Origin of the sequence: Lactobacillus xylocopicola, assembly GCF_033096005.1 — a bacterium.
In the GTDB taxonomy this organism is placed as follows: Bacteria; Bacillota; Bacilli; order Lactobacillales; family Lactobacillaceae; genus Lactobacillus; species Lactobacillus xylocopicola.
In genome coordinates this window covers 132,900-150,998 of sequence record NZ_AP026803.1, presented here as the reverse complement: position 1 = coordinate 150,998, position 18,099 = coordinate 132,900, and the positions used below count along the sequence as shown (strand labels likewise).

Here is an 18,099-nt window from a genome sequence, read left to right as displayed (position 1 = left end):
GAGGACGATCCATGCTTAAAATCAAAAACTTAGTTAAAAGCTTTAATGGTCGCAAAATTATTGCCAATTTAAACCTAGAAATTACGGATGGCGAAATCCTTGCCATTGTTGGTCCTTCCGGTGCCGGAAAAACAACTTTGCTGCGCTGCCTGGCCGGACTGGAAACGATTGATGCCGGCGAATTAACGATGGACGGTGTGCCCTTCGACCCCGCGCAAATGGCCAATGCCGATCAAGTGGTGGGCATTGTCTTTCAAGACTTTCAGTTATTCCCCCACCTATCCGTTATCGAAAACATCACTCTGGCCCCGCGTCTGGTTTTACAGCAGTCTAAAAAAGCCAGTATTGTTCAAGCCCAAAATTTGCTGACGGATTTGGGGCTAGCTGGCAAGGAAGAACTGTTTCCTTACCAGCTGTCGGGCGGACAGAAGCAGCGGGTTGCCTTGGCTAGGGCCCTAGCCATGAAGCCTAAGGTAATCGGTTATGATGAGCCGACCAGTGCCCTTGACCCCGAGCTGCGTGAACAAGTGGAAAAGGTAATCTTGACCCTGAAAGAACAAGGCATTACACAAATCGTGGTGACCCATGATTTTGACTTTGCCAAGCACATCGCCGATGAGATGTTGAAAGTGGAAGCAATTTAAGGGAGGTCACCATGAAGAAGAAAAAAATTTGGCTACCGCTACTGCTATTTTTGCTTTTCCCCCTGCTAACTGCTTGTGGCCGGGCTAAAACCAACACTGACCAGTGGCCGCGCATTAAGGCCACCAAGCGCGTCATTGTCGGCCTTGATGATACATTTGTACCACTAGGTTTCCAGAATAAGGCTGGGCAGATTGTGGGCTTTGATGTTGACCTGGCCAGGGCTGTCTTTAACTTATACGGGGTTAAGGTCGACTTTCAACCGATTGACTGGTCCATGAAGGAAAACGAGTTGCAAAATCAGACCATTGACCTGATTTGGAACGGTTATTCCAAGACGGCTGAAAGAGCTAAAAAAGTCAACTTTAGCAACAGCTACATGAAAAATGACCAAGTTATCGTCGCCCTCAAAAAAAGGGGTATTCGCCGGTTTAACGACATGAAGGGGAAGAGACTGGGCGTACAAAACGGGTCTTCCGGTTATGATCGCTTCGAACAACAACCCCAGCTCTTGAAAGACTTCATCCAAAACCGGACCCCTGTTCTATATGATAGCTTTAACGAAGCCTTTATGGACTTGAACGCGGGTAGAATTGACGGTTTACTAATCGATCGGACGTACGCCGACTATTATTTGTCCCATGACCGCAATCCTGCCAGGTACAAACTGGTAGCTGGTAACTTTAAGCATGAAAGTTTTGTCGTTGGGATCAGAAAGTCCGACCGCGAATTATCGCGCAAGCTTAACGCTGGCCTTAAAACCTTAAAAAGGTCCGGTAAACTAGCCAAAATTAAACATAAGTGGTTTGGCACAGAGCGCCCAGACTAAGTCAAAAAGTTAACGATTTATCTTTTGCTAGTTTCAATCCAAGTGGATTGAAATAAGAACTTAAAAATCATGGTAAATTGTAAAATGAAGTTGAACACTTGCCCTGATTAGAAAATGAAAAAAAGTCCATTGGACTTCTCTGATAGAATGTAATTAACACACCAAATTCTAGAAAGAAGTTGCCAATGAACTCGCTTAATTCTACCATATCTGCTCACCAAAAGGGCCAACATCTTGCTTGGCAAGACCGCGTGCTTATCCAAGTCTTGCGCCAGCAGGGCCAGTCCCTGCGTCAAATTGCCGCTAGTCTTACTTGTTCGCCCACAACCGTGAAATATGAGCTTGAACGGAGCCAAATTTCTTTATACCATGGTTAACGGCACCGCTATGATGCCCAAGCAGCGCAAAATCTTAGCCTACCACACACCCGATGAATTATATGAGAGAAGAGAAGATTAGATTGCATCTATCAAATCAAGTAAGGTGTTCAACTTAAAATTGCAATTTTCAATTTAATTATAATTCTTCCTTGACATTAACTAATTGGCATGGTAAATTCACAACGTTGATTTAATATACGAGGCTCCTACACGGACATAAGCTACTGTACAGAAACGTTGCGAAACGCCAATGTATAGGACAGAAATAACCGAACGAAGGTTATTTCCCAAGTAGCTAATGACTGACGTCTTTACGCCGGGTAGTGCTAAAATAACAAGATTTATTTTAGGGAGCCGCGATTTATTCGCGGCATTTTTGTTGCTGTATTTATAATTGCGGCTTTTTGTAGGAACCTCTTTGACTTAATTGTCAGGAGGTTTTTTTATTATGTATAAGACAGAAGATTACAACAGAGTCGCCCAACAAGCCCCGCAGTTGGCATTAAAGGTATTTGCTTCTGGGCCTGGCGGGCTCAGACGACAAGACCTAGCCGAACACCGTAAAAAGTACGGCAGCAACAAACTTGCTTACCGGCGCAAAACGCCCTTATCCGTCCAATTTTTACAAGCCTTTGTCACCCCGTTTACGCTTGTATTAACCGTGTTAGGGATAATCTCATTCTGTACCGATTATCTCTGGAGTGCTCCAGCCGATCGTGATCTAACGGGGACAATCATTATTTCAATCATGGTTTTGACCAGTGGGGTTATGTCCTTAATTCAGACAGTTAAATCCAACAATGCCGCTGACAAGCTTCAATTATTGGTCAAAGTGAAAGCCGATGTATATCGTGATGGCGAGCTCCAGGAAATTCTGCTCGAAGACTTAGTTGTTGGTGACTTAGTCAAGCTATCGGCGGGTGATATGATTCCGGCTGATATCCGGCTGATCAACACTCGGGACTTGTTCATTTCTCAGGCTGCGCTGACGGGAGAAAGTTACCCCGTTGAAAAACGTGCTAAACACCAGCAGGGCAGCTATGAAGACATAACCGATTATCCGACACTCGCCTTTATGGGGAGTAACGTCGTCAGTGGGACAGCAACCGGTCTAGTGATCGCGGTTGGACAAAATACCCGTTTCGGACAAGTTACCCAAAGCATCACCAATAATAAACCCACCCCCACTAACTTTGACCTGGGAATCAGCAAGACGTCATGGCTACTCATTCGCTTCATGGCAGTGATGGCCCCGATTGTCTGTATTCTGAATGGTCTAACCAAAGGCGATTGGGGGCAAGCATTGTTATTTGGACTTTCAACCGCAGTAGGCTTGACCCCCGAAATGCTCCCGGTAATTGTAACGACCAACTTAGTGCGGGGAGCTTTGCGCATGTCAAAGGGTGGCACCATTGTAAAAAATGTTAATTCAATCCAAAATTTTGGAGCCATGGACGTATTGTGTACCGATAAAACTGGTACCTTAACCCAAGACAAGATCATTTTAGAGTATCATTATAACGTCAATCATCAGGAAGAAGACCAGGTTCTAAAATATGCGTATTTAAATAGTCGGTTTCAAACTGGCCTGAAAAATTTAATGGACCAGGCAGTTATTAAAGCGGCTGCAAGCGAACTAAAAATTGACGATCGGCAATACGAAAAAATTGATGAATTGCCTTTCGATTTTTCCCGGCGCCGAATGAGCACAATCGTAGAAACAGCTGATGGATTGGTACAAATGGTCACCAAAGGAGCAATCGAGGAAATGCTCTCAGTGTCTAATCGCGTATTGTCACACGGCCAAGAAGAAATCCTGACCAAGGACTGGAAGAAAAATATTTTGCAGCAGGTAGCCGATTTAAATCAGGACGGGTTACGAGTTTTAGGTCTGGCCATCAAAAATAATCCTCAGCCAAGTGCAGGTGATGAATTATCCACAACCGATGAAACTAATATGATCTTCTTAGGATATCTAGCTTTTCTGGATCCACCCAAAAACACCGCGGCCAAAGCCATTAAGGCGTTAGCTGAACACGGAACCAAAGTTAAAATCATCACTGGCGATAGTCTCCCAGTTACAGAGGCCGTGTGCCGCAACATTGGCTTCGACGTCACCAATATTATCACTGGACGGGACATCCAAAGTTTCAGTCCACATGAATTAGGTCAGGCAGTCGAAAGCAGCAACGTTTTTGTCAAAGTCTCTCCCGAGCAGAAGGCACTGATCGTTAAGACTCTCCGTGATAATGGTCACGTGGTCGGCTTCTTAGGTGATGGAATTAATGATGCACCATCGATTGTCTTACTCCAAAAAGATTTAATGATCTTAGAACGGGGCGTTGTGGTCGGACGACAAACCTTTGGCAATATTATGAAATATATCAAGGCAACTTGCTCTTCTAACTTTGGTAACGTATTGTCGGTTTTATGTGCCAGCGCATTTCTCCCCTTTCTACCCATGCAGCCAATGCAATTACTATTTCTCAACTTGGTCTATGATCTATCCTGTCTCTCGATTCCCTGGGACAACATGGATCCCGAATACCTAAAAGTTCCGCGCAAATGGGAGGCTAAAAGCATTGCCAGTTTCATGAAATATATTGGTCCAACTAGTTCCGTCTTTGACATTACCACCTATTTAGCAATGTATTTTATCATCTGTCCAGCCGTGATTGGACATGGCTACGGAGCAACCTCAGGAACTATGCAGCAAAACTTCATCAAGCTCTTTAATAGCGGTTGGTTTGTCGAGTCGCTCTGGACGCAGACACTGGTCTTGCACGTTTTGCGCACGGAAAAAATCCCCTTTATCCAAAGCCGCGCTGCTGGCCTCGTCACCTTGGTAACCTCACTTGCCTTGGTCTTCGGTTCCGTTCTGCCGTTCACAGTAATTGGCCAGTTCTTGCAGTTGTCCCCCTTACCCGCTAGTTTCTGGTGCCTACTGACAGTTACCTGCCTTGCTTACATTATCCTAGTCACCATCGTCAAACGCTGGTACATTAACAAAACAGGAGCATTATTATGAAAAGAAAAACTATTACTTACCCTGTCCAAACCGCACTTGCACTAACATGGATAGGCTTGGGAATCGCCTGGTTATTGCATCAACAGCTTGCACCAGCAATTTTATTTACCACTTCAGGTGCGTTTATGCTGGTTGATACCATCATGAATTAACCAAAAACCCACTAGGCAATGACAATTCTTCCTGGTGGGTTTTATTTTATCCAATTGATTTTCAAACTAGCACTAGTCACGCAACAAAAGATAACCGGACAGCGGTTATCTTTTGCGATTTCAACTATTTATCAGTGCACCTTTCTCACTGCCACTCGCTGGCCAGCCATTCTTGGGCCAGGTCAAACCAGTGGGCGGCATGCGGATTATCTTGCCACTCCTGTCCCTTAACGACCATATCCGTGCGGCCAAGCGAAAAACCATGGCCGCCCCGGTTAAAGAGATGAACCTCGCACGGTACGTTTTGGTCATGGAGAGCAGTGACATATTCCAACGTATTAGTGACTAAAACAATTGGATCATCCCAAGCATGAAAGATGAAGGTCGCCGGTGTGTCACTTGTGACCCCTAACGAGCTGTTTTTAATAAATTCATCCTCCGGTACCAGATCCACTTCTCCTTCCGGAACTTCAAAGCCCAACTTAGCCAAGTTAATCAAAGGATAACCTAAAATGGTCTTATTGGGCAACACATCTACTTGCTTAAAGGCAAACTGTTCTTGATAAGCAGCGGCATTAGCCATGCTATTGGCAAAGCTTGCAACATGGCCGCCAGCTGAGAAGCCAATGGTCACAATCTTTTCTGGATCAATCTGGTATTCTGCGGCGTGGTCGCGGAAATACTTGATCGTCGTTAAGACATCAAGCCCCGCATCAGGGTAAATGTCTCCTTCCTGCACCAAGTTGTATTCCATTACCACACTATTGAAACCATAATTGTTAAAGGCAAGTGCAACGGGTTCGCCCTCTCGCTTGGAGAGGTGATCGAAGCTGCCACCTGGAATCACAATTGCCAGTGGATGCTGGGGGGTAACCAAGTCACCAATTGTCGCCAAAGTGTAGGTATGAACCTTGAACTTACGTCCATTAAAGTTAGTTAATGTTAAATCTGTTACTTTCATTTTTTCACCTTATTTTTTGCCATTGCTCTTGTGATCAAGGCGGTTGATAATGGTACTGTTAATAATACACCAATGAGTGAATACAAGATAATTAGCGCTTCATTAACAAACATTTTTTCGTTCAAAACCTCACCCAAGGTATAGTTTAAGCGGATATACCATAAAAACAGCGATAAGAAGCTGCCAAACATCCCAAACAAAATCGTATTCATGGCCGTGCCCAAAACGTCATCGCCAATCTTAACTCCACTTGCCCGTAATTCTGCAGTCGAAATCTCCGGCTTGTGCTTCTTGATTTCAAGCAAACCCGAACTCATTGCGACGGCTGCCTCCGCAACCGCACCGAGCATTGAAAAAATTGCCACCGCAACTGCAATCAAGGGATAACTAAGGCCTGGCATCTGTGATAAGCCCACCAGCATTTCACCGGCCTCCGGTCCCAAACCGGCCGCTTGAGCCAACCACTCAAAGCCCAGAATCAGTACACTGACCGTCAAGCAAATCCACAATGCCGAAAAAAAGGAATTTTTGGCAACTAGATAGTCATGTGTACCTAAGAAGATTATCGTCACCAGCTTTAGCGGAATAAAAATTAGAATGAGAATGGGAATACTGATTCCCCAAGAAATAAAAACGGCCAATAAAATTAGTAGTAAAGTATTAATCAAGACACTGAAAAAACTGCGAATTCCAGTTTCACCACCAACCACAGCCATCAAGACGGCTAGGACAATTAATAAGGCTGTTAACGTGCTCATTTTATTCACCCACCTTTGCTGGTTTATTTTCCAAAAACCAAAGACTGCAACCCGTCGCAAAGACCACGGTCAAAACAATCCCAATGGCAGAAATAACACTCTGGGTGACCCCTAATGACAACGTAAAACCAAAGGCCGATTTAAGGCTGTTATTATCGCGCAAATAAATAATTGTCTGCGGCAAAGCTTCCGACATAAAAATCAACACTAAAACATTGATTAGCGGACCCATGATCTCTTGCCCCATGGTCCGCCCACTATTAATTAATTGCTTGGCAGTCAGGTCTGTCGTAGTCTGGACTAACTCATACAGACTGGAAACGATATCCGTTGCCTCATCCATAACCGCACCCAGTATACCCAATAGCGTTTGGGCTAAGAAGATCCCGCGCGGATCTTGGGTAGCATAGTCACCTGTCTCATACTTGATTTCAGACTCGCCCGTCAGGCGCATAATCACATAACACAAAACAAACGACACAAACACCCCCAGCAGGGTCGCGGCCCAGGTTGCCAGCATCTTGCGATTAAAGCCCTGTACCAGCAGTAGACTGAAGAAGGAGAAGACCACATCGGCAACACCAAATAGTAAGACAATGTAAGAACCGTTTAATTTAATGTTCAGCATAATAACCAGGTAGAAGAGCACCCAGCTCAGCGTCATAGAAGCAATTAGACCGAGCGCTTTTTTGCCTGAAACGGCAATTAATAAAGCCGCTGTAACGGTCAGCGCCAGCACCAATACCCAGTCTCGTTTCGGATTTTGGATGGCGGGTTCACCTTTTTTGATATTAACAAAAATCCGCTGACCCGCTCGATATTTTTGCGTTACTAGCTGGGACGGATAGTAAAAGTTTTGCGTCGTAAAGTGCCGACCCTGGTGCTCTCCTGATAAGACCTTTAAGTGTAAGACTTGTTTTCTGGTTTCATCCTTATTACCATAGACATCTGTACTTTTTTCCACCAGTGTATCTTTGATTGTCTTGTCGGTAATAACCGCCACATCATCTTTGACATAAATATTAGTGGCAAAGTAAGTCCCGGCTGTTAACACCAGTCCAATAACGGCCACAACTAGTGCAAGCAAATGGCGATGCTTAATCTTGTTCATTTCATCAGTCCGATCTCTTCTGTTTACTGTACCCCAAAAGTAGGTCCACTTCCTTAAAAATTTACTTAAATTTCATCAAAAAGACGACTTTTATTAAAAGTCGTTTTCATTTACATATCAATAAAGCGATGCCACCAATGCTGCTTTGTTGGTTCTACCTGCATATCCGCTAAAGTTCGGTGGTCATTAGCAATTTTTTCAGCATTTTCCTTGGCCTTAGACAAAATTTCTTCGTGTACTTGGTCGCTAGGCTTTTGTTCGTCTTGCATAACTTGAGCCCGCTTCTCGGTTGCAGTCAGCGGCCGCTCTACTGGCACTTCAGCCTCAAGGCCGGTTTCACTCACAATCCCCGAAATATCCGGCAGGGCAGCCAACTTTTCTGAATCAACGGCAGTTTGCTGGTTTTCAAGGAGTTCTTGATTTTGCTTTTCAATCCGGTCTAACTGCTGGTGCAAATTAGCCAGTTCCGTATTTTGCTGCTCAATTGTTTGTTGGAAGGCATTAAGCAATTTGGTCATTTGCGGTGTCGACATTACTTCCTGTTTTGCGCCCTTGTCTTCAGCTTCAGTTTTTGTATTCTGGTCACTAACTGCAAAAACTTGCTGGGCCGCCTCTTGCAAGGTTAGACCATGCTCTTGAGCCAACTGATGAAAGTCCTTTAAATCCTGCAAGTCTTGCTTGCTGTATAACCGGGCTTTCTGCTTGGTTCTGACGTAATAATCTGCTTTACCGGTAACGCGCTCAACGATAAGCGAATACTTACGTAAGGTCGCAACACTAATCTGCAACTCTTTGGCAGTCGCCGCCGGCGCGGTTAATTCTTCAAAATGATGCTTGTCACTAGTCATAAAAGAATACTCCCTCACCCATTGTTATTGACCAATCTTGTGCAACAAGGTCTGTTTATGCTCATATCGCTCTAATCCCAATTCAATCAGTTTGGTAATCAAAGCGGTATAGGAAATACCTACTTGCTCAAAAAGTTTAGGATACATGCTGATATTAGTAAATCCTGGCAGGGCATTGACCTCGGTCAAGATAACCTTCTGATCGCTTGCACGCAACGTCGAATCAATTCGCGCAAACCCACTACACTCTGTTACCTGGTAAATTTTCAGGGCATTGGTCCTAACCTGCTCTGCAATCTCGGGCGGAATAGCAGCCGGAATCTGCAAAGTTGTAGTTGAATTTTCATCGTACTTGTTTTCATAACTGTAAAAAGTACCCTCAGCGTTGATAATTTGACCCACCCCTGAAACTTGCGGTTGGTCATTGCCCAACACCGCAGTCTCAACTTCAGTGCCGTGGATAGTCTCTTCGACCAAAACCTTGTCGTCATATCTAAATGCATCAGCCAAAGCTGCTTCATACTCCTTGGCAGTAGTTACATGGTGTACGCCAACGGACGAGCCTTGGTTAGCAGGCTTAACAAAGAGGTCATTACCTAATTTGGCACTAACTTTAGCATACGCATCGTGATCATTGCTTGGATCTTCATATTCAAACCGTTTAATCGCAATCCAATTCGCTACAGGCACACCAACTCGTTGGGCCAGAATTTTAGTGAATTCCTTATCCATCGTTACCGCGGCAGACAATACATCATCACCGACAAAGGCCTTGTCCAGCACGCGAAAAAGGCCTTGCAAACTGCCATCTTCGCCTAGATTGCCGTGAACAATCGGAAAGAAAACATCAATTTCAGCCAAGTTGGCTAACTCCACCAAGTTGGCGATATTAGCTGCCTGATGGGGATTTTTAACCGTGTACTGCGGATTTTCAAGTACCTTGAATGCATCCTCTTCGCTAGCAATATAGCCTGAATTAGTAATCCAAATCGGATGAACTTCAAACTTGTTTTTATCGATCGCACTATAAATGTTGTGGCCCGACATAATTGAAACTTCATACTCAGATGAATTACCACCAAAAATAAGACCAACCTGTGTTTTCCTAGTCATTGTTTCTACCTCATATGTTTTAGCTTTTTTTATTATACGGCATTTACTAGCAGAAAAATTACAAATTCACTAATTTTTAGCAAATAATTTTCGGATCCGGTTAAAACCTCATCGAGCCGGCCTTAAAGCGCCAATAATTTAATGGCTATGTTATGTAGAAACAAGCTAAATTTAGTCTAACTATACAGGATAGTAGTAATCCCTACAGTGTTGTAAAAAATCTAGTTATAGCAATTTTGTTATTTAAAAATTGCAAAAAAACTATTTGATTCGCCCCAGCTGTAAGCGCTATGCTATTTTCAAAAGGATTTAAAACAAACATTAGCGAGGTAGTAAAAAATGGAACTAAAAAGTGGTCAATACAATGTCAAGGCGATGGGACACGGATCTGAAGCCATGCCGATGACGGTGGAAATTAATGATAATAAAATTACTAAGATCACGGTTGATTCAGCTAGCGAGACTAAGGGCGTGGCGGATGAGGTTTTTCACCGACTCCCCCAAGAGATTGTCGCCAACCAAACGCTCAACCTTGATGCGGTCAGCGGTGCCACCATTTCTAGCCACGGCGTGATCGCTGGTGTAGCCGCTGCAATTACCCAAGCCGGTGGTGATGCTGCCGCTTGGAAGCACCGGCCAAAACCGGCCGTTGCTCAACAGCAAGACGAAGTGATAACCACTGATGTGGTTATTGTTGGTGCCGGTGGTGCTGGCCTGGCTGCAGCGGTGCGCTCTATTCAACACGGTGAACAGGTCGTCATCCTTGAAAAATACCCACAAGTTGGCGGCAACACAAGCCGGGCTGGTGGTCCTCTGAATGCAGCTGATCCAGAGTGGCAGGGCAAGTTCGCGGCTCTGCCTGGTGAAAAAGAAACTTTGGAGGAACTAGCAGCACTGCCGCTCGATCAGATTGACCCAGAATACCAGGAAGACTTTGAGCAGTTGCAGGCACAAATCAAGGATTATGTGGCAACTGGGGCAGACCACTTATTTGATTCCACCCTCTTGCACGAAATCCAAACCTATCTTGGCGGAAAGCGCACCGACTTAAAAGGTAATGAAATTCACGGCAAGTATAACTTGGTCCATGAGTTAGTTACCAACGCTCTGAACTCGGTTAAGTGGCTGACGGATTTAGGCGTTAAGTTTGATAATAGTGAGGTTACCGAGCCGGTGGGCGGACTCTGGCGGCGCGGGCACAAACCGGTAGAACCGATGGGTTATGCCTACATTCATATCTTGGGCGATTGGGTGAAAAATCATGGCGTCGAACCACACCTGGAAACTCAAGCTGAGCACTTAATTATTGAGCACGACAAGGTCTGCGGCGTAATTGCCACCCGCGCTGACGGTAGTATGTTAACTGTCCACGCCAAGGCAGTGATTTTAACGGCCGGCGGCTTTGGCGCTAACACCAAGATGGTCCAAAAGTTCAATACGTACTGGACCAGCATTGCTGACGACATTGCTACCACCAATTCCCCTGCAATCACTGGCGATGGTATTCGACTAGGGCTTGAGGCTGGCGCTGACTTGTTCGGCATGGGCTTTATTCAGTTAATGCCCGTTTCTGATCCGCAGACGGGGGAATTATTTACCGGACTACAAACACCTCCAGCCAACTTCATCATGGTCAACCAAAAGGGCCAACGCTTCGTCAACGAGTTTGCCGAACGAGATACCTTGGCCAAGGCAGCGATTGACAATGGGGGCTTATTCTACCTGATTGCTGACGATCAGATTAAGGAAACTGCCTATAATACTAGTCAGGCAGCAATTGATGCCCAAGTCAAGGCTGGTTCCTTACTCAAGGCAGACACACTCACAGAACTAGCTCAAAAAGCAGGTATGGATCCAGACACTTTAGTTAAAACCATTAAAACTTACAACCACGCTGTCGACCAAAAAAATGATCCTGAATTCCACAAGAACGTCTTTGGTCTTAAGTGCGAAGTTGCACCTTTCTATGCCACACCAAGAAAGCCAGCCATCCACCACACCATGGGCGGGCTGACCATTGATCCCCAGGCCCGAGTTTTGAACCCAGCGGGACAAATCATTAGCGGCCTCTACTCAGCCGGTGAAAATGCCGGCGGGCTTCATGCCGGTAACCGTTTGGGGGGTAACTCACTTGCCGATATCTTCACCTTCGGCCGGATTGCTGCTAACACCGCTTATGAAGAAAGCCAGGACCTAGATGCAGCTAGCGCAGCTTCCCAAAATTAAGCTTTAAGAAAGGAACAAACCATGTTTTTAAAAAGCCACTTCGGCACTATTATTACCGCCATTTTAGCTCTAGTGATGGGCTTCATCATGGCAATTGCTGTTATCCTGGTTGACCAACTTGGCTTGACCTGGACAGTTTTATTCAAGCTCTGGGCAGAAATTTTCTTTATTGTCTTCGTTGTTAGTCTTTTCATTCCATATAACAGTTGGGGTGACCGCTTTGCCCAATTATTAGGCTTGAAGCCAGGAACCTTGAGCTTTAAGCTGGTCCAGGCTATCATCCCTTCCGCTATTTTGAACACTTTCAATACCTTGATTTGTAGTGGCCAGAGTATTTTCTATAACGCTGAAATTCCCCAGTCAATCCGGATGCAAACCTGGATTAACGGTTGGACACATGATTGGCTAATTTTCTTTATTATTTCATATCTTGCTTCCTTTGTTGCTGTTTGGGTTGGTACTAAGACCGCTACAGTAATTTTGGGTAAACCAGCATCACGGTCAATCTAAGCCACTTTTAGAAGTTAAAAACTGATATTTTTTGCCAATCATATTTGCCAGAATTATCAGTTTTTTTGTATATTTAAGAAAGTAAATTTAAACCTTAAACCAACAACATCAGCTTAGAAATGGAGTTATTATGAACAATCCAGAAGAATTGCAGCATTTCTTAGATGTCTTGCTCAAAGAGAGCAGCTTTACCAGAGCGGCTAAAGAGCTTTTTATCTCGCAACCATATCTTACCCAACTAATTGGCCGGATTGAGCGCAATCTTGGCGTCAAAATAATTGAGCGTAGTAAACCGCCTTATACCTTAACTCCAGCCGGCTTAATCTATTACCACTACCTCGAAAGCATCTCCTATGACAAGCAACAACTAAATCGTCGCCTTGCTTCATACACTAACCCGAAGCAACAAGTTATCCGCATTGGTATCCTAGAAAGCTTGGGTACTTACCTGCTACCGGAACTCCTGCCCCAATTTCTGCAAAATAATCCGCAAGTCAGCATCCAATTAGTTGAGGATTTTCCGCGAGAAAGCGAAAAAAGGTTACTAAATGGGGAAATTGATTGTTACATTGGACAAACTCCAGAGGCCATTAACTCCAGTCTTGATGTTGTAATCAATGGCGGGGAACGCTATTACGTCGTAATCTCGCCCGCTTCCCCGTATTATCAAGCGGGACGCTTTATTCTTGATCCAGGCGAGCTCAATTTGAGAGACTTGTTACAAGAACCACTGGTCTTGAGTGCAGCTGGTTCGGCAGTCAGACACCAGGTTAATGGTCTCTTTCAGCGCTTAAGAATTGAGGGCAACATTGTCATGGAATCCAAGAGTGTGATCACAGCGACTAATCTGGCCATCCATGGCATTGGGCTAACTATTTCCTCAGCCAGTATTATCAAGCGGATTGCCCAGACTCCAATCAACCTTTTTCCTTTGGACAGTAGTATCCTCAACTTGATTTTCTTTATTGCAACTAGGCACTCCGTAGAGACTTCACCAGCCTTGCAGAACTTGGTCACTATCTTCAAGCATAAAAATTTACAACCTAAAATCACCTAGCGGCAACTAAAAAACCCCCTAGCCTTAATGCTAGAGGGGTTTTTTAGTTAATTATTCGGCGAGCTAATCTCCCATGGAATTGCCATTACAATATATAAGATGACACCGACAATGACAAAGTCTAAGAAAATGCTGCTAGCAATTTCCAATACGTAACCTAGCACCGCCAAGCCCGTAATGTTAAAGATAACTGGAAAAAGGGCCAACAGACCGGCAATGAGAATCACCCAAAAGCCAGCCCACATCCCAGCCGCCGTGATATTATGGAGCAATCTTTTACCGTTCATCACCATGCGCATTTCACTCAGCAACGATTTTAGGCTCAGGGCAACCATCACAATTATCGTCAAGTTGCCAAGCAAGAGGATAAACGCGATATTACCACCAATCATCATAGTATTTAAACTAAAGGCATCGACTACCTCGTACAAGGCATTACTTCCCTGCTCTTTCAATTTTTCCTGCACTAATTGCGCGTCACTTGACGAGCCCTGGTCAATATAAAGGTTAATGTCATGCAAAATCTGTCTCGCCAGCTTAGTGTTATTAACCTTTATCCAGGGAAAACCCAAAGCATAGTCAATAATATGATCAGCAATCGGCTGTGTTTGCTTAGAAGTCAGCAAGTTAGCATTACTACTTTGACTGGCACCAATCGTATTAGCCAAAGTGTTAAAATGCTTGTTGACTTGTCTCACAACTACAGCTTCGTTATTACTTGTCCTAATCTGCCTCTTCATAAATGGCGGATTAAGAAAAGTTGCCGTTATCATCAGCAGCGTAACAAGTAAGTAAATAAGAAAAGTTAGGGTTGTTTTGTATTGGCTGTTCTGCTCCTGACTCACTCTGTGTAAGCCATCCCGCACGCCATTTGCCATATTCTTCCTTCCTAACAGACAATTTCCTTGTCTTCATCAAACATTGTATCAATTGCATGATGAATATCTTTGATGTCAATCACAGAAATAATTTCATGTCCGTCTTTAAGTGCTTGGTCGATTTGCTTTGGGGCAGAATGCAGAAAACTATACATCAAAGAGCTAGTAGCATAGTCTGCCAGCTGTTCCGCATTCAAATCAAACTCTTTGCGATCATAAAACAGGCGGCCTGCTCCAGTAACCACAAAAGCAATACCGTGCTGTACATCATTGAGGTCAAAGAAGGAGCTATCAAAAATCTGATTTTCCTTAATCCAACCATTCAGCATCCCGCTCCAGATATCAAGAGTTTCGTTACTGCTAAAAACTTCGGTAATGATCCGCTTCAAGCCCTGATCATAAATTCCGAGCTTCGCAATTGTATAGATGAAAGCCTTGGTCCGGGCGCAAACTTTGTCACCATCACGATAATTGAGCTTTTTAACTTCTCCGTCCAGAGTATTGAGGATATTGCGCACAACATCATCAATTAATTTTGCCTTATATGGATAGTATGATTGCAACAACGATTTTGAAATTCCAGATTTCTCCGCAATCATCTGGAAAGAGACATTATCTAATCCATTTTCTCTAATCAACGAGAGCGTGTTACCCAAGATAATTCGTCTTCTTTTATAGTTTTTCCGTCGAGCCATAGTTATTTCTCCGTTTTTATATACGATTTTATTTTATCATACCAATGCCACTGGATAAATCAACGAAAAATAACGAATAGATTTCACTCATTAGAGCATTTATCCTTTTAAATTTTTATTAGGTTATTGGTAATTTGCTTATTTTAGTTCACTTTCGCTCAGTAAGTGCATCGAACGGTCATTATAGACATAGTTAATGCCGCGCGCTAAAAGTAAGTCAACTGAGATGCGGACCATGCGATCAGGATAGCGGTTATGCTTGATTGTATCGGTAACCACAATTTGTTCAATGGGCAACCCATTGAGAATCTCAGTAGCATTTTGCGATAACAGGGCGTGCGTAGCCGCAACGTAAACCTTTTCGGCGCCTGCAGCCAAAACTGACTTGGTGGAAGAAGAAATGCGTGAGCCTGTATCAATTAAGTCATCAACAATGATACATTTCTTGCCCTTGACGTTACCAATCATGTCATGAACATCGGCATCATAACGCGCATGACGCTGATCCACAATTGCAATCGGAGCATTAAAGAACTGCCCAAAGTTACGTGCCAGCTTAGCACCAGAATGATCCGGTGAAACTACGACAATGTTATCGTCTTCTTTGGTAGCAATTCCATTATCGAGAAAATATTGAGCTAAGAGCGGCATTGCATGCAAATGGTCAACTGGAACATTGTAAAAGCCCTGTATTTGGGCAGCATGCAAGTCGAGTACAATTAAGTGGTCCATGCCGGTAATTTGCAACAAGTTAGCAACCAACTTACCTGTAATTGGCTCACGTGATCTGGTTTTGGTATCTGAACGGGAATAGGCTAGATATGGTACCACCACATTAATCCGATGCGCTGAGGCCCGATGCAATGCATCCAGTACTATTTCTAGTTCCATAAAGTTTTCATTCACTGGGTCTTGAATTGATTGAATAACAAAGACGTCACAGCCCCTGACGCTCTCACCAATGTTAACTTGAATCTCACCGTCACTAAAATGCTGCACCGCAGTTTCAATCAGTGGTTTTTTCAAAATAGTGGCAATTTTCTCGTTTAACGCGGGATTTCCGCCCAGTCCAATCACTTTCATTGGATGCAACAATTGAAGAATTTCTTCTTTGTTCATAGCTACCTCTTTATTAAAATAATTCTTTCTCATCTATTATAAACAAAAAAAGCCCCCAATGTTGAAAAAAGTGGGAAATTCACTTAAAAATCCGAAAAAACATTCCTGTATCAAATCATAATTTTAATCTAGCTTTTGTTCAGCGTTTTTGAAACTTTTTTATTTAAAAAATTCTTCCATTAAATCCAATAGCTTAAAACTATCGACTACGTAGCTGTCATGCTTTTGACGGGGCATAATCAGCAGCTGGCCATGCAGCATGATCTGGCTGTACCAGCGCACATGCTCAACCTTAACCCAGTCTTTTTCGCCGACAACACAGTAGGTTGGAATTGCAATTGCCTTCAAACTATCAACTGACATAAAACTTTCAGTTAATTCGACCTGGCTATCACGGTTCATCTGCAGAAAGCGCAAAAAGCCTTCAGTTAAGTAGTGGTACGGTCTAATACCATTTCCATTGACAAAAACACCAGCAACCATCAACTTTTTGAAAATCTGCTGGTCCTGACTGGCTAGCATCATTGCAACAAGGCCGCCAGCATCAAAACCAAAACAGTAACAGCCCCTAATCCCCACCTGCTTAACGAAAGCAGCCAGGTCGGCAACTTCAGTCTGATAGTGTTGAGCACTCTCGCCCCGACTAAGTCCATGGCCTCGCATATCGAGCACATAAACTGTGTAATACAGGGCCAAGGGCGCAACAATCTTATCAAACATGCCACCATCCAAGTGGTGGCCGTGCAACAATAACAGTGGCTGGCCCTTACCTAGTTTACTGTAATAAAGCTCGGTCCCATTAACTTTTTCAATCATTGCTGGTTCCTCTCAGTGACCTCAGCAAGTTCTTGCTCTGAAATAGGTTTCTTCTTTCTGCGTTCTTGCCACAGATCTTTCAGGATAATTTTACCCACAATGTAATTAGTTTTAAAATTATCTGGAATCATTTTTAGGCTATAGTTATGAACCATACTGTCCTTACGCTGCCAGTAATGATATAGCGGCTGATTATCACAATAAAAACCGCTACTTGCAGCTAAATATTGGACAGTGAAAATTTGATCTTCCATAAAAGCTAAATTTTTCATGAAAGATAGGTGGTTTTGCTGCACAATTGCAAGTCGATAACCCTTATTCCAGGTATAGCCTTTAACGGGAGAAGGGCAAATCCGGTTGTTAAATAGTGAGCCTACAAAGTTGACAATTAAGCGATACGCACTCGCCTTACGCTTCATTCCACAAGCAACTTTTCTGCCAACCTGTACTGAGCCTTCCTTATTCTCATAATCTATCCAAAAACCACACGAAACCATGGCAGCGTCTGGATGTTCATGAAAGGCCCGCACAAAGAAATCCGTGTAGCTGGGGGCAACCCAATCATCTCCATCATGAAAAGTAAAATATGGAGTATCCACGTGAGCCAGACCGACATTACGGGCATCTGACAACCCACCATTTGTTTTATTAATGATTTTAAAATAACGGAACTGATCACGGTAGCTCTCTGCTACTTTTCTGGTATTGTCCGTTGAGCCATCATTGACAATTAATAACTTAAAGTTGGCATTGTCTTGCTTAGCTAAGTGGTCCAAAGCTCGACCCAGGTACTTTTCAAGGTTATAAACTGGCATGATAACCGTCAATTCAGGTTGCTGAATCATTTCATCTCTCCTCTGCTAATTCTATATTATACCATCATAATTCTTAAAAATAACATAAAACCAAAAAACAAAGACCTCATTAGTGAACTTTTCCAAGCTGTCTTTAGTATAATTAATCATTATCGTAAAAG

General features: G+C 43.6%; 17 protein-coding genes, 1 pseudogene and 1 riboswitch. Of the genes and pseudogenes, 8 read left to right on the top strand and 10 right to left on the bottom strand.

Features of this window, described 5'->3' with window-relative positions; all coding sequences use genetic code 11:
• Positions 1-11: 11 nt before the first annotated feature.
• The 5 genes and pseudogenes from R8389_RS00760 (at position 12) to R8389_RS00740 (ending at position 5,031) form a co-directional block, all read left to right on the top strand.
• A complete protein-coding gene (locus R8389_RS00760; protein ID WP_317637610.1) occupies positions 12-644 on the top strand; it encodes an amino acid ABC transporter ATP-binding protein in 633 nt (210 codons plus the stop codon).
• Between the two features lie 11 nt (positions 645-655).
• Positions 656-1,471, top strand: a complete 816-nt coding sequence (locus tag R8389_RS00755) for an amino acid ABC transporter substrate-binding protein (protein WP_317637609.1) — start codon at positions 656-658, stop codon at positions 1,469-1,471.
• A 185-nt stretch (positions 1,472-1,656) separates the two neighbouring features.
• Positions 1,657-1,845: pseudogene (locus tag R8389_RS00750) on the top strand (helix-turn-helix domain-containing protein); the annotation flags it as partial.
• Between the two features lie 188 nt (positions 1,846-2,033).
• Positions 2,034-2,198: riboswitch (M-box (ykoK) riboswitch) on the top strand.
• Positions 2,199-2,299: 101 nt separating this feature from the next.
• Positions 2,300-4,879, top strand: a complete 2,580-nt coding sequence (gene mgtA, locus R8389_RS00745; protein ID WP_317637607.1) for a magnesium-translocating P-type ATPase — start codon at positions 2,300-2,302, stop codon at positions 4,877-4,879.
• Positions 4,876-5,031, top strand: coding sequence for a hypothetical protein (locus R8389_RS00740; RefSeq protein ID WP_317637606.1), 156 nt, complete (start codon positions 4,876-4,878; stop codon positions 5,029-5,031). Before mgtA ends, R8389_RS00740 begins: the two co-directional genes overlap by 4 nt.
• Before the next feature lie 145 nt (positions 5,032-5,176).
• Here R8389_RS00740 and R8389_RS00735 read toward each other — a convergent pair whose 3' ends face one another.
• The 5 genes from R8389_RS00735 to R8389_RS00715 all read right to left on the bottom strand — a co-directional run bounded on the left by R8389_RS00735 (position 5,177) and on the right by R8389_RS00715 (position 9,822).
• Positions 5,177-5,992: an alpha/beta hydrolase gene (locus R8389_RS00735; protein ID WP_317637605.1), complete on the bottom strand. Its 816-nt coding sequence runs from the start codon at positions 5,990-5,992 to the stop codon at positions 5,177-5,179.
• Entirely contained in the window at positions 5,989-6,750 is a 762-nt protein-coding gene (locus tag R8389_RS00730; RefSeq protein WP_317637604.1) for a YibE/F family protein, read from the bottom strand. The genes R8389_RS00735 and R8389_RS00730 overlap by 4 nt, the downstream gene beginning before the upstream one ends.
• A gap of 1 nt (position 6,751) precedes the next feature.
• Positions 6,752-7,861 (bottom strand): YibE/F family protein, encoded by a 1,110-nt coding sequence (locus R8389_RS00725; RefSeq protein ID WP_317637603.1) that lies wholly within the window; start codon positions 7,859-7,861, stop codon positions 6,752-6,754.
• Between the two features lie 110 nt (positions 7,862-7,971).
• A complete protein-coding gene (locus tag R8389_RS00720; protein WP_317637602.1) occupies positions 7,972-8,709 on the bottom strand; it encodes a MerR family transcriptional regulator in 738 nt (245 codons plus the stop codon).
• Between the two features lie 24 nt (positions 8,710-8,733).
• A complete protein-coding gene (locus tag R8389_RS00715) occupies positions 8,734-9,822 on the bottom strand; it encodes a D-alanine--D-alanine ligase family protein (protein WP_317637601.1) in 1,089 nt (362 codons plus the stop codon).
• Positions 9,823-10,161: 339 nt separating this feature from the next.
• Here R8389_RS00715 and R8389_RS00710 point away from each other — a divergent pair, with 339 nt between their 5' ends.
• The 3 genes from R8389_RS00710 to R8389_RS00700 all read left to right on the top strand — a co-directional run bounded on the left by R8389_RS00710 (position 10,162) and on the right by R8389_RS00700 (position 13,615).
• Complete coding sequence (locus R8389_RS00710) at positions 10,162-12,048, top strand: FAD-dependent oxidoreductase (RefSeq protein WP_317637600.1); 1,887 nt, start codon at positions 10,162-10,164, stop codon at positions 12,046-12,048.
• A gap of 21 nt (positions 12,049-12,069) precedes the next feature.
• A complete protein-coding gene (locus tag R8389_RS00705) occupies positions 12,070-12,558 on the top strand; it encodes a hypothetical protein (RefSeq protein WP_317637599.1) in 489 nt (162 codons plus the stop codon).
• Positions 12,559-12,688: 130 nt separating this feature from the next.
• Entirely contained in the window at positions 12,689-13,615 is a 927-nt protein-coding gene (locus R8389_RS00700) for a LysR family transcriptional regulator (protein WP_317637598.1), read from the top strand.
• A gap of 47 nt (positions 13,616-13,662) precedes the next feature.
• Here the strand turns inward: R8389_RS00700 and R8389_RS00695 are convergent, their stop codons facing one another.
• The 5 genes from R8389_RS00695 to R8389_RS00675 all read right to left on the bottom strand — a co-directional run bounded on the left by R8389_RS00695 (position 13,663) and on the right by R8389_RS00675 (position 17,968).
• Positions 13,663-14,493, bottom strand: a complete 831-nt coding sequence (locus R8389_RS00695; protein WP_317637597.1) for a hypothetical protein — start codon at positions 14,491-14,493, stop codon at positions 13,663-13,665.
• Positions 14,494-14,504: 11 nt separating this feature from the next.
• On the bottom strand, positions 14,505-15,188 hold the full coding sequence (locus R8389_RS00690) for a TetR/AcrR family transcriptional regulator (RefSeq protein WP_317637596.1): 684 nt from the start codon (positions 15,186-15,188) through the stop codon (positions 14,505-14,507).
• A gap of 138 nt (positions 15,189-15,326) precedes the next feature.
• Entirely contained in the window at positions 15,327-16,307 is a 981-nt protein-coding gene (locus tag R8389_RS00685) for a ribose-phosphate diphosphokinase (RefSeq protein ID WP_317637595.1), read from the bottom strand.
• A gap of 159 nt (positions 16,308-16,466) precedes the next feature.
• A complete protein-coding gene (locus R8389_RS00680) occupies positions 16,467-17,123 on the bottom strand; it encodes an alpha/beta fold hydrolase (RefSeq protein ID WP_317637594.1) in 657 nt (218 codons plus the stop codon).
• A complete protein-coding gene (locus R8389_RS00675) occupies positions 17,120-17,968 on the bottom strand; it encodes a glycosyltransferase family 2 protein (protein ID WP_317637593.1) in 849 nt (282 codons plus the stop codon). The genes R8389_RS00680 and R8389_RS00675 overlap by 4 nt, the downstream gene beginning before the upstream one ends.
• Positions 17,969-18,099: the final 131 nt, after the last annotated feature.